Genomic DNA, 11,560 nt, shown 5'->3' with positions numbered 1-11,560 from the left:
GGCCGAGCTTCTCGATGGTGCCGTCGGCGGTCCAGGCGCTGAAGTGGGAGAAGACGGTGGTGTGAGCCGGAAAGTCGTGCGGCAGGTAACGCCACGGGATACCGGTGCGGTTGACGTAGAGGATCGCGTTGAGGACTTCCCGCAGGTCAGCGATCCTGCCGCCCAGGTTCAGGGAGGTCTTCTGCCGCTCAGCCCGCCACGCGGTCAGGGTGGGTTCGATCAACGCCCAGCGGGCATCGGACAGGTCGGACGGGTAGGGCTTGCGGGGCGGCTGCGACGTCATAACGCTACTGATACTGGCCGGGGTCAGGGGCCGTACATCGCTCGTCCGGGCGAGCGTTCTCGGGCGAGCCCGGCATTTTCGAACCGGACAGGAGCTGTTGAGGCAGAACAGGACGACACGCGAGGCCGATGGCGAGCGCTTCCTTGGCATATTCGGCGCATACAGAATTTATCAGGCTATCCCGGGCGGCAGGCAAACCGCACAAAACAGCAGGTAAGCGGCAAGAACATCCTCTGACAGGCAGCATGGCGCGAATTCACCCCTACTTGGCCTTCCCGCCCGAGATAAGGAAGGTCGTCTACTCGACGAACCTGATCGAGTCGATCAACGCACGACTGCGGAAAGTCACCCGCAACCGCGGACACTTCCCCTCCGAACAGGCCGCATTGAAGGCGCTCTACCTCGCCGTCCGCGAGCAGGTCGCCCAAAGCGTGCGATGTCAACCACGTCGCGGCACACACTGGAAGAAGGCACTGAACCAGTTCTCACTCTTCTTCGAGGGTCGGCTCAACACCAAGTGAATCCCGAGGACTTACACAAAGACACGTACACGCCCTGAAGGTTTGCCGGGCTGCTCGTTGTGTTGGTTGGACGTGTTGGCTTCGATGGCACGGAGCGGCGTTGGCTCAACCAGTCAGGGTCCGAAGGCTGACCGAGCAGGACGGGCAGAAGCTGCAGCACGTCGTGCAGCGGGGCAGCACGAGTTCGGTACGGTTCCGGCGGGCGATGATGCTGCTCTCCTCTGCCGGCGGCAGCGCGGTCCCCGTGATTGCACAGCTGGTGCAGGCTGACCAGGACACGGTCCGTGATGTGATCCACCGCTTCAACGAGACGGGGCTGGCCTTGTCTGGCCTTCGGTGGGCGCGAGGCCGCCCCTGCCTGCTCGCCCCGACGACGAGGATTTCGTCGCCCAGACGGCCACCACCCGCTCGACCGCACTGGGCAAGCCTTTCACCCGCTGGTCGGGATTCGGCTGCGGGCCGTCCGTGGTTGCTCGCGCCCATGCGGCGGAGCCGTATATCGAAACGTCCTCGCGCCCCTGACGGGGCGTGGGGACGGAGCGCGGGACGGGGCGTGGTTGCGGGCCCTGTCCTACTTGTCCAGCACCGCCTGCATGACCTTCTTGGCGATGGGGCCCGCCAGCTTGCCGCCGGAGATCTGGTCGGTGGGCACGTCGTCGTCCGGGTCGATCATCACCGCGACCGCGACCGGCGAGCCCTCGGCTGTCTTGGCGTAGGAGATGAACCAGGCGAGGTTCTGGTGCTTCGCGCCGCGCTCGGCGGTGCCGGTCTTGCCGCCGACGGTGATGCCGTCGATGAGCGCGGCCTTGCCAGTGCCCTTGGTGGCGGTGTCTTCCATCATCTGCTGGACCTTCTTGGCGGTCTCCGGTGAGACGGCCTGCGACATCCGCTCCGGCTTGTGCTTCTCGACCGTCGACAGGTCGGGGCCGCGCAGCTCCTCGACCATGTAGGGCTTCATCAGCTTGCCGTCGTTGGCGATCGCGGCCGTCATCATGGCGACCTGGAGCGGGGAGGCGGTCAGGCTGCCCTGGCCGATGCCAGCCAGGGCGGTCTGTGACTTGTTGATGTTGTCGGGGAAGGCGCTCTTCGCGGCCCGGACCGGGGTGTCCACCGTCGGGTTGTTGAAGCCGAACTTCTCCGCCGTCTCACGCATCTTGTCCTTGCCAAGGTCAGAACTGACCTTGCCGTAGACGTTGTTACAGGAGTGCTGCATGGCCACGTTGAGCGTGGCGTTCTTGCAGGGCGCGGTGGGGTTCTGGTTGGGCAGCGGGGTCACGGTGCCCGGCATGATCCATGGGTCGGGCGAGTCGGTGCTCGCGTTGATGTCAGGGTAGAGGCCGTTCTCCAGGGCCGCCGAGGCCGTCACGATCTTGAAGGTCGAGCCGGGCGGGTAGACCTCCTTGAGTGCCTTGTTGAGCATCGGCTTGTTCTTGTCCTTCTCCAGTTCCTCCCACGCCTTCTTGTCGCTGCCCGAGAGCCCGGCGACGGTCGAGGGGTCGTACGCGGGGGTGTAGGAGAGGGCGAGGATCTTGCCGGTGCGCGGGTCGAGGGCGACGACGGCGCCCTTCTTGCCGCCCAGGCCCTCATAGGCGGCCTTCTGCGCCTTGGGGTCGATCGTCGTCACGACGTCGCCGCCCTGCGCCTTCTTCCGGGTGAGCAGGTCGCTCGTGCGCTGCAGGGAGAGGCGGTCGTCGGAGCCGTTGAGCAGCTTGTTGTTGAGGTTCTCGAGCTGGTTGCTGCCGTAGCCTTGCGAGAAGAAGCCGGTGATGGGCGCGTACATCTTGCCGTCGGTGTACGTGCGCTTGTACTTGAGGTCGCCGCCGGTCTTGGTGGAGCCAGTGATCGGCTGTCCGCCGACGATGATGTTGCCGCGGGGCTGCGAGAAGTTCGCGATGGCGACGCGCTGGTTGTGCTCGTTGTTCGCCAGATCGTCGGCGCGGACGAACTGCACCCAGGTGGAACGGGCCAGCAGCGCAAACATCAGCACGCCACTGAAGATCGCTATATGGCGGACAGGCTTGTTCATGGTGTGACGGACTCCCTGGTTCGCGGCATATCACTGAGATTGATGTGAACCAGGCGAATATGGTTCCTGGTGGGGCAAACCTGTGGTGTGCCTGTGACGGAAGAGACATGAGTTATGGCATGTCCAGGACGACGAACGGCACCGCCACACTGACCGCCAGCACCACCCCGGCACGGCGCAGCATCCGCTGTGCCTCACGGAGATCGTCGAGGGAGTCGTCGGGCGGGTCGGACCGGAGCATGCCTCCATGCTCCGGTCCGACCGTGCCCCGCGCCTGAGTACGCGTACTCAGCCGCTGCGGTCGGCGCTCAGGCCGACCAGTACGACACGCGCCAGGCCCGTGGACCCAGGGGAGTGGCGACTCGATCGCTCGTACGGACTTGCTCCAGGGGTGGCTTGGCGTCCCGTCCATGATCGACTTGGAGAGTACGAGATGACTCAGCGGCCACCACAGGTATGGGCCGGGAGCGATGTAGGAAAAGGACACCACTGGATCACGGTGGTCGACAGCGACGGCGACGCACTGTGGAACCGCAAGGTGATCAACTCCGAGTCCGACATCCTGACCGCATTCGGTGAGGCCATGGGCATGTCGGACCACGTGACCTGGGCTCTCGATCTCATTGACGGCCCGGCATCTCTACTCTTGGAAGTCCTGGCCAACCACGATCAGAACCCGCGGTACGTCACCGGCTCGAAGTTCGCCGCCTTCAAGAAGAGCTTTAGTGGCCAGGACAAGACCGACCTGAAGGACTCCTACATCATTGCCGAGTTCGTCCACTGCCTCCGGCGGACAGTCCCAGTGCCGGCACCCCCAGGGTTACGAAGAAACTCACGCTCATCCTGGCCCACCGCAATGGCCTCTCAACTGAACGCACCAGGACCATCAATCGCATGAGGGCCCTACTCGCCAGCATTTTCCCGGAGTTGGAGCGGTCCTTGCCGATCCGCTTCTGCTCCCGCTCCTGGAATGCCGCGACGGTCCGCAGGACGCAGTCTCGGCCTCGCCGGGTGATGCCCGCCATACGGGTGTCCGCGTCGCTGTAGTGGCCCAGCTCATGGGCGATCACCGAGTGCAGTTGCGGCTCGCTCAGGCCGGTCAGCAGCGGCACGCCGAGGTACAGGCGACGCCGCCCGGGCAACAGGCCCAGCAGTCGGGCGTCCTCGGAGACCGCTGCGTTCACCTCCTCGGTGAGGAGGATTTCGTCGGGCGGACGAGTCCCGGAACGCCCGGCCAACGAGCGCACAGTGCCGCATAGTTCGGGCTGCTCGGCCTCGGTGAGGGGCAGCGCTTCCTTCTCCTCCCCGGTGCTCGCGCCCAGGGCGAAAGTGCCCCGCAAGACCGGGAATCCCAGCACGGCGGAGAGGACGGTCACCTTGATGGCGACCGGGGGCGGCGCCCAGATCCAGGCTGCGGCATCGGCTCCGACGAGCACGCCGAGGATAGCAAGGGCGACCAGATAGAAGTCGGCCAGTAGGACCAATGCGCGTAGAGCGCGAGAAAGAGCGATGGCCCCGCGCGAGAGCGAGGCCATCTCTGTAAGGGTGTTATCCGGGGCAAGGGTGTGGTGGTGCTGGGCTACAGCTTGTCGAGGAGCCTCTCGGCCAGTGCAGCAACGGTGCTGCGGGGCGCATGGGAGATGAGTGCCTCAGCGAGGGCGTCCGCGCTCGGTGCCAGCTCCGTAAGCCGCTGCACGACTTCTGCGATCGCAGAAGAGTCCGAAGCTCCTGCCTGCTCCGGCACCGTGGCCGTCGTGGCCTCAACCGGGTTGGCCCCCTCCGGCGCTGCAGGGGCAACTTCGCAAGGCGCCCCTGCAGCGGTATCCGGCAGAGGGATGGAAGGTACTTCCTGGGCGGGCGAAGCGGCGCGGGGCTTACGCGGAGCCTTAACCCGGTTAAGAGCCTTCTGCGCTTCCGCGTGCTGCTGTTCCTGCGGCAGTCGCCCGATACGCCGGCCGTCCTTGACCTTGAGCTCGCCGGACTCGACCTTCTCCCGCAGGTCGTCCGGGAGCTCCAGGAGGGCGAGGCGCTGGGAGACCCATGCCCCGGACTTCGAAAGCTTCTTGGCGACGATGCCCTGGGAGCCGTGAATCTTGACGAGGTCGCGGACGACCTTGGCCTCGTCCATGGGGGGAATGTCGGCCCGGTGGAGGTTGGCGACCAGCGCGTTTTCAAGAAGGTCTGCTGCCGAGGCGGCCAGGGTGTCGTTGACGTCGACGCGGAGTTCCGGCAGTTCGGCACGCCGTGCAGAGGCCAGGCGGCGGTTGCCGTCCAGGACGACCCACTCCGCGCCGACGATCTCTTCTTCCGCTTCGGGGTAGGAGTTGAGGAAGGCGTCACGGGAGACGACGGTAAGGGCCGTGAGCTGGCCCTTCTCCTGCAGCGAAGCGATGGTCTCTTCGAGGTTGGTCAGCTCTTCCCGCGGATTGAACGGGTTGTGGGCGAGCTGGTCGATCGGCACGGACGACGAGGGACGGGCAGACGCTCCCCGGCCTGTGGCCTGGTTGATCAGCTGGCGGCGGGAGCTGAGCCCACTGAAGGAAGAGGCGTTACCGAGGCGATCCGATGCCTTCACGAGATCTCCTTGGCGATGTCCCGGAGAATGATCGCTTGCTTGCAACTGGGCGCGTAGTCAAGAAGCGGGCGCTTGACGCGGACAGCTTCTCGCTGCTCCCGCAGGTCGGGAATGACGCCGACGACGCGAGGCTCGCCCAGGCTCTGCCACAGTTCCAGGGAGGAAGTGGCGACGTAGCCGCGGCGCGCGTCGTACTTGTTGACGACGATGCCGAGGTAGTCGACCTGAGCGCCGAAGTCCTCGTCCAGAGCAGCGATCTGATTGGTCAGCATCTCGAAGGCGTCGGCCGAGGAATCCTCGGCTTCGACGGGGATGAGGACACCTGAGACGCCATGACGCTCGCCGCTGCGTCGGCGGCCGTAGTAGAGGGCGGCATCGACGCCGAGGCCCAGGCTGGGCGGGCCGTCGATGATGACCACGTCGACGCCCTCCTCGAGAGGCTTGAGGGCACGCTCGAGGGCACGCTCCGAAGCGCGGATGGGGCCGAGGCGGACGTCGAGGAGGAAGGCGTCCTGACAGGAGGGCAGTACCAGCAGGCGCCCGTCGAAGCGTTCTCCCTCAACGGGCACCAGCAGGTCGACGATCTTTCCGGTGGCTTCGCCGATCATGTGCTTGACGAGGCTGTCGCCGCCAACGGTGAGGGGCGGGATGCCCAGCTGCTTGGTGAGGTGGCCTTGGGGGTCGTAGTCCACCACCAGGACGCGCTTGCCGGCTTCGGCGAGAGCCTGGGCAATGCCGGCGCTGACGGCGGTCTTGCCGACGCCGCCCTTCTGGTTGACGACGATCTTGCGTTGGGGGTCGCCGCTGGGGACTGTAGCAGCGGAGTGGAGGTCAAGCCAGAGCGTTACGGCCTGAGCGACGCCCTGGACGTAGGGCAGGCTGCGCTGGGTGGCCTTGTCCTTGAGGCGGCCGTAGAGGCCGATGGGGAGCCAAGTGGCCCAGTTCTCGGCACCGGCGGTGTCCACCGTCTGCAATGGGGCGTCATGCTCGAGCCATCGCGTGACGCCGTCGGTCACGGCGTCCTGGATGTCGATGCCCAGCTCAGCAGCCCGTACCTTCAGCCGCTGACGTAGATCCTGGGGCAGCTTGGAAACTACCTTTTCCCGGTCACTTCCGGACTGATCATCGGTCATGCAGTAACCTTACTAGCGTCTGACGCTACCTTGCGACGCCATGCCATCCTAAAGATACCTTTCTTGATAATTGATCTCATATTGTTCTGCTGGTGACTGCCCCGTCTCGCTGATGGCGAGCCAATCCCAGTCGTTCTGAACCATCCGGTCGCACGGCTCCGTCAACCTCGGCCACCTGCTGGTACGTCTCGCTCTTCCTGACCCATCGGTCTGGGCTGCTACTACGTCGATGGCATCCCGGATCGGCATCTGGACCTGGGCTTCCCGCCACGATCAGGTCTGCATCCCGCAGCGGCTCTGGATCGGAAGGGCGATCGACAGCCCCTCCCGTCAGTTCGATCTCACCGAGTTCCCGGACGTTGTCGAAGCCCAAACCGCCACCACCGACTCTTGCGCCGCCACGGGAATCTCCTGCTGGACGCGTGCTGCCGGTACGGTTCGACCTTCTGGCACAGCCTGTTCCAGCGCGGCTACCTCCTGAGCGACCATGCGGAACGGCTCCGTAAACTGTCTCCGGTCAACGGACAAGTCCTGCCATTCGACCCACGCCGGTATGTCGCCGTCTATCCGGAAATCGTCGAGACGATCTTGCTCTACGCCTCCCCGCGCTGGCGGAAGTTCGCGCTCGCCGGCGACAAGAAGTTCGAACGCTTCAAGGCCGAGTTCAATCGGCGGCTGCCACAAGAACGAGCGCTGTGAACCACGACCCGCGATTGGTTCCTTACCGAGCTGAGACAAGTCGCCGTGCGCGTCGAAGCAGTGGGCGAATCATCCCAGCGTGGCTGGTCAGCCCGCACTGATCTGACAGCCACTGAGAAGTCCGTTTCACAGTCCGGGCAGGTCGCATCGCCGAAGACGTAGGTCAACATGTTGGCGAGCTCTTCCTGACCGTCGGCGAGCGCGAGGTCGTGCAGACGGCGATCGATGCCGGTCAGACCGATGGGGTCGGCAGGGAGCAGGGGCTTCTTCTCCACGACGTCGTCCGAGAGTGCGTAATCACCACTGGTCGAGAGGACCCACGCTCGCCGAGGACAATGAACAGGCCCGCTGCACAGCCCGGGCAGGAGATCTCGTACTCCTCGTTCGTGAGCCCCCACGCCAAGTCCTCGCTCCAGCCGACGACGCCCTCGAAGCTCAGTACGTCTTCCAGAGGATAGACGTACTCACTGCGATCGGCAGCCGTCCGAAGGTGTTCTATCGACCAGTGGCTGGCGCAGCGGGCGGGAGAGGCTTCGGCATGAACGCGGGCTACGGCTGGGCGAGCTGGTTGAGGGCGTCGGTGAGCGTGAGCTCGCCGTCGTCCTTGACGTCGTCCCACCGTGCCAGCGTCGACGCAGCCGCGCGCAGCATCTCCGGGGGAAGGCCGGCAGCTTCGAGTATGTCGGCGGCTTCCTCCAACGCTGGTCCCCAGCGCCAGGCGCATGCCGCCGTCTTGGCGATGTATGCGGGTTCGGAAAGGTACGAGTCGGTACGGCGTGAGGCGATGTCGAGGAGCTCCTGGTCGACACCCTGCTCGCGAGCCCACCCGGTCGCGAGCGCGACCAGCACGCGGCTCGCCTTCTGGAAGGAGGCGTACGGGAGTTTCAGCGCGGATGCCTGCCCGACCTCGGAACCCAGGCCTTCGTCCGCACAGCAGTCCCAGCAAAGACCGCCTCGACGTACACGGCCGCGCCTACTGGGCCGGACAGGTACAGCGTCGGCGTCTTGCCACCGGCCGGCGGCGAGCCGACTACACCTCCGTCGACCACGGTGGCTGCCGTCGTCGCCAGCACATCCGCGATCCGTACAGTGCGTTCGGCGTTGATTGCGTTCGCCTCGACGTACACCCCGTCGAACCGGCAGGTGGCGACCTTGCGTGCGAGGCTCTCGGCAGCTGCTGGCGGGCAGAGACTGATGACTATGTCGGACTGCTCGAGCAGTTCCTGCAGTGTGGGCACCAGCTCCAGGCCGAACTGCTCGGCTCGTGCGGCGCTCGCCGGGCTGCGACCCTCGGCGCACCAGAGGTCCGCGGCCGCGTTGGTTGTGGCGCATGCGGCGACGGCTGCGTCCATGCTGCCGGGATGGAGGATGCCGACGACGAGCTGGTCCACGGTGCTACTCCCTTTTGTTGAGGAGGAAGGTGATTGCCTCGGTGACGTCATGGGCGGCGTGGTGCGGGGCCGGGATCGTCTCGGGCCAGGGGCGTCCGCGCAGCCAGATGGTGTGCAGGCCGGCCTGTCGGCCGCCTTCGACGTCAGCGGGGTTGCCGCCGATCATCCAGGCGCCGTCGGCGAGCTCCTTGCCACAGCGGGCCGCGGCGAGATGAAAGAGCTGTCGGTCGGGTTTGCGGACCTGTACGTCACCGGAGACCGCGATGCCGTCGACCAGCTCGCTGATGCCGGTTGTGCGCAGCTTGGCGCGTTGGATATTAGAGGCGCCGTTAGTGGCGATGCCGATCGTCCACTCTGCCGTGCGGAGTTGAACCAAGCCCTCAAGGACGTCCGGTCGGCAGGTTACAGCGGCTGCCATGCGGTCGACGTATTCCTGCCAGAGCTGGGCCGGGTCCTCCGTCAGCCCGTACGCCGTGCGGAGCTGGATGAAGTCGGCGGGGTTCGCGCGATCAGCCAGCTCGGCGAGCAGCCACTGCTCGATCTCGGGTCCAAAACTGTGCGTACGGCTCAGGCCGGTCACAGCATTGCTGAGCGCCGATTGCCGGTCGACCAGTGCCGTCCAGTTCGAAGATCGCAAAGCGGGCCACAATCACGGACCCTACCTGGCCGGATGTATGCAACCTCAAGTGATCACGTACTCCGTCATCCCAGCAGCCAAGGTGGACCAAACCTGCGCACCTCAGGCAGGGCATGCGCAGGCGGTGGCAGCGTCAATCCGTGCGGCGGCGGCCATGGCCGTGCGTACCAGGCTTGGAGCCGTAGCTGGACCTGGGGGTCAGAACGCCGACGAGATAGGCGCGGCGAAGGGCTGGTGCAGATGTGTCGCTGCGGCTGCATGCGGGATGGCGTTTCTGGCCTCAGGTGGAGTCAGGGCGGCCTGGAGGGTGGGGAGTCGCGCTGCCACCGCTTGGGCGCGATCAGCTTCAGTCGTGGGGCGGTCTCGCAGGGCATGCTCTTGCAGCCAATGGCCGGGATGAGGCCCAGGTTGTGGGCGTAGAGTAGGACAGGCTGGGTGGCGATGAGCGACCGCAGTTCGAGACAGGCGACGGGGCCGAGGAGGTAGACGCGTCCGCCGGGCCGCTTCTGCTTGCCGACCATGATGAGCCCGTCGATGCTGTCAGCGAGTGGGTCCCAGTCAGAGGGGCGGCTGTCGGTGACGGTGTTGCGGTAGTGGAGGAGTTCCACGCCGTCGGGGAGCTGCGCTGCGATGTCTTCGAGCCAGGTGTCCCATTTGGGACTCGCCATTGCTCTGGGGCCGGCGCTGACGTAGACCTTCACGGGGCGGCCCGGGGCGCGGCGAGCGGCGATCTGTTCCATGGTCGCGGCGTAGCGGCGCTGCTGAACCGCGCGCGCGAAGGTGGGCACGGCCCTGTCCAGTTCCAAGGAGTCGGTCGGCGCCGTCTGCATGCTGCTCATCATGCCGGATATGTGCTGGTGGGCCGTCAGGCGGCTGCGGAGGCAAGGTGACACGGGTGGTTTGGGCATGCCTTGCAGGGCCGCGATCGGGGTAGTGCGTCGGTGGATAAAATCTACACAGACATGGCTGAGCCCCGCGAGGTGGGGCTTCGGGGCACGGCCCCCAGACCAGCTCAAGAATGGTCTAGACATGGTTCAGATTACCCGGACCTTCTTGCGGACACACACCAAGGCACTCGCCGTAGTAGCGATGACGCGCGCGTTGCTCCGGTCGAGTGCCCTTTACGTGCTTCCGTGCCGATCCGAGCACGTACACACGTCTCCCGTGAGGGGGTTGAGATGACGTGATGGTTGGGGCGGCGCTCGCCCGCTGCGCGGGGCTTCTATCCGCCCGGCCGCTTGTTTCCGGTGATTGCAGTCGCCAGGATCAGCGCCTTCTGCTCTCCGCAAGGCCTTGCAGGGCCCCGCGGAGGAGCTGTTCGACCCGGTTGCCGCCGGCTTCGAACGGTTCGATTTCTCGGTTCGCCAGAACCAGCCACCTCACCGAGGCGGCTTTTGCGTACCTCCGTTTCCGAAGGAACGCTGTCATTGTGCATTACGCTTGTGGGGCCTGTCAGCCGCAGCATGCCCGTTTGGCCGTAAATGCGCCTTCGTGTGTCACACCACACCCCAGATTCACCCTCGCCAGGGCGTTGCCGTGCCCTCGTCTGGGCTGGGGAGAGCCGCCGCCGTCTCATGGGGGAGTGGGCTGACGCCGGGGTGCTGGAGGTAGGCCGGTGAACGCTGCAGCCGCGTCGGCCGCCGCGCTGATGCACCGTGACATGAAGTTCGCCGACGACTCCATCGGCAGTCGCCACGGAATCCCCCGGCAACGGGGAGCGCTGCGTCCGGTGCCGGCCGTCGGTCAATCTGACGGCGACCAGGGCCCTGGCGGACGACATCGGCAACGGCCTCACGTTCGCGCTCCGCCCGCTCCTGGGCAGCCGCACGGGCGGCTTCGCGGTGGGCCTGCTCCGCGCGGGCCTGCTCGCGCCGACACATGAAGTCCTCCGCCTCGATGGCGGCCTGCTCACGCAACCGGTCCTCGAGGACCCGACGGCGCTCGCCGTCACCCAGGCCGGGCATCTCAAGGCCGATCTCCGCCGCAATGTGCGCCCGCCGGGCACGCCGGATGTGGTCCTGGCGCCGGCGGATATGGACGACGAGGGGGCATCGCCACCAACCCCACCAACGGTACCTCCCCCCGTTATCTTCTCCACGGCCTCGCAATGGGGCTCCCGGCCTCCGGGCCCGGCATGACTTCTCCCCCCTGTTGGACCACATGATCCGGGGGGGTGGTGTCACCGGGCCCGGAGGCACTGACAGACCGCTGATAAGGGCAGGACCGCCACAGTTTCGGCAGGCTCTTCATAACGTGGATGCCGGGGATCAGTGCCGCAGGTGAGGCCGGGGTGGG

General features: G+C 66.0%; 11 protein-coding genes and 3 pseudogenes. 4 read left to right on the top strand and 10 right to left on the bottom strand.

Going from position 1 to position 11,560, the window contains the following annotated elements:
• A partial coding sequence (locus tag ACFPP6_RS35845) for a transposase (protein ID WP_382051074.1) occupies positions 1–283 on the bottom strand: 283 nt, incomplete at its 3' end.
• Between the two features lie 237 nt (positions 284–520).
• Between ACFPP6_RS35845 and ACFPP6_RS35840 the strand changes: the two are divergent.
• Together ACFPP6_RS35840 and ACFPP6_RS35835 are read left to right on the top strand one after the other, a co-directional pair.
• Positions 521–804, top strand: a pseudogene (locus ACFPP6_RS35840) (transposase); the annotation flags it as partial.
• A 100-nt stretch (positions 805–904) separates the two neighbouring features.
• Positions 905–1,248: pseudogene (locus tag ACFPP6_RS35835) on the top strand (helix-turn-helix domain-containing protein); the annotation flags it as partial.
• Positions 1,249–1,375: 127 nt separating this feature from the next.
• Here the strand turns inward: ACFPP6_RS35835 and ACFPP6_RS35830 are convergent.
• Complete coding sequence (locus ACFPP6_RS35830) at positions 1,376–2,830, bottom strand: peptidoglycan D,D-transpeptidase FtsI family protein (RefSeq protein ID WP_382051072.1); 1,455 nt, start codon at positions 2,828–2,830, stop codon at positions 1,376–1,378.
• A gap of 112 nt (positions 2,831–2,942) precedes the next feature.
• On the bottom strand, positions 2,943–3,071 hold the full coding sequence (gene mmpB / locus ACFPP6_RS35825) for a morphogenic membrane protein MmpB (protein WP_382051071.1): 129 nt from the start codon (positions 3,069–3,071) through the stop codon (positions 2,943–2,945).
• 6 nt (positions 3,072–3,077) lie between these two features.
• On the opposite strand from mmpB, the pseudogene ACFPP6_RS35820 reads away from it, so the two are divergent.
• Positions 3,078–3,569: pseudogene (locus tag ACFPP6_RS35820) on the top strand (IS110 family transposase); the annotation flags it as partial.
• Positions 3,570–3,591: 22 nt separating this feature from the next.
• Here the strand turns inward: ACFPP6_RS35820 and ACFPP6_RS35815 are convergent.
• Genes ACFPP6_RS35815 through ACFPP6_RS35805 form a run of 3 tightly spaced genes read right to left on the bottom strand, consistent with a single transcriptional unit; the run spans position 3,592 to position 6,538 of the window.
• Positions 3,592–4,365 (bottom strand): M48 family metallopeptidase, encoded by a 774-nt coding sequence (locus ACFPP6_RS35815; protein ID WP_382051070.1) that lies wholly within the window; start codon positions 4,363–4,365, stop codon positions 3,592–3,594.
• A 44-nt stretch (positions 4,366–4,409) separates the two neighbouring features.
• Positions 4,410–5,405 carry a ParB/RepB/Spo0J family partition protein gene (locus ACFPP6_RS35810; RefSeq protein ID WP_382051069.1) on the bottom strand — a complete coding sequence of 332 codons (996 nt, stop codon included), beginning with the start codon at positions 5,403–5,405 and terminating at the stop codon, positions 4,410–4,412.
• On the bottom strand, positions 5,402–6,538 hold the full coding sequence (locus ACFPP6_RS35805) for a ParA family protein (protein ID WP_382051068.1): 1,137 nt from the start codon (positions 6,536–6,538) through the stop codon (positions 5,402–5,404). The genes ACFPP6_RS35810 and ACFPP6_RS35805 overlap by 4 nt, the downstream gene beginning before the upstream one ends.
• A 390-nt stretch (positions 6,539–6,928) precedes the next feature.
• On the opposite strand from ACFPP6_RS35805, the gene ACFPP6_RS35800 reads away from it, so the two are divergent.
• Positions 6,929–7,237 (top strand): hypothetical protein, encoded by a 309-nt coding sequence (locus tag ACFPP6_RS35800; RefSeq protein ID WP_382051067.1) that lies wholly within the window; start codon positions 6,929–6,931, stop codon positions 7,235–7,237.
• Positions 7,238–7,786: 549 nt separating this feature from the next.
• Here the strand turns inward: ACFPP6_RS35800 and ACFPP6_RS35795 are convergent.
• The 4 genes from ACFPP6_RS35795 to ACFPP6_RS35780 all read right to left on the bottom strand — a co-directional run bounded on the left by ACFPP6_RS35795 (position 7,787) and on the right by ACFPP6_RS35780 (position 10,158).
• Positions 7,787–8,086, bottom strand: a complete 300-nt coding sequence (locus tag ACFPP6_RS35795) for a DUF1932 domain-containing protein (protein WP_382051066.1) — start codon at positions 8,084–8,086, stop codon at positions 7,787–7,789.
• Positions 8,087–8,121: 35 nt separating this feature from the next.
• Positions 8,122–8,628, bottom strand: a complete 507-nt coding sequence (locus tag ACFPP6_RS35790) for an NAD(P)-binding domain-containing protein (RefSeq protein WP_382051065.1) — start codon at positions 8,626–8,628, stop codon at positions 8,122–8,124.
• 4 nt (positions 8,629–8,632) lie between these two features.
• The gene (locus ACFPP6_RS35785; protein WP_382051064.1) at positions 8,633–9,265 is read right to left on the bottom strand and encodes an HAD family hydrolase; all 633 of its coding nucleotides are present in this window, start codon (positions 9,263–9,265) and stop codon (positions 8,633–8,635) included.
• Positions 9,266–9,555: 290 nt separating this feature from the next.
• Complete coding sequence (locus ACFPP6_RS35780) at positions 9,556–10,158, bottom strand: hypothetical protein (protein ID WP_382051063.1); 603 nt, start codon at positions 10,156–10,158, stop codon at positions 9,556–9,558.
• Between the last annotated feature and the right edge of the window lie 1,402 nt (positions 10,159–11,560).

Source organism: Streptomyces aureoversilis, assembly GCF_042657885.1.
Taxonomy (GTDB): domain Bacteria; phylum Actinomycetota; class Actinomycetes; order Streptomycetales; family Streptomycetaceae; genus Streptomyces; species Streptomyces aureoversilis.
The sequence above is the reverse complement of the archived record's forward strand: the minus strand, read 5'-3'. Positions and strand labels throughout refer to the sequence as shown.

Bases quoted from the DNA above. Each gene is read 5' to 3' on its own strand.
- ACFPP6_RS35830 (WP_382051072.1), bottom strand. From the start codon at position 2,830: ATGAACAAGCCTGTCCGCCATATAGCGATCTTCAGTGGCGTGCTGATG.
- mmpB (WP_382051071.1), bottom strand. From the start codon at position 3,071: ATGCTCCGGTCCGACCCGCCCGACGACTCCCTCGACGATCTCCGTGAG.
- ACFPP6_RS35815 (WP_382051070.1), bottom strand. From the start codon at position 4,365: ATGGCCTCGCTCTCGCGCGGGGCCATCGCTCTTTCTCGCGCTCTACGC.
- ACFPP6_RS35805 (WP_382051068.1), bottom strand. From the start codon at position 6,538: ATGACCGATGATCAGTCCGGAAGTGACCGGGAAAAGGTAGTTTCCAAG.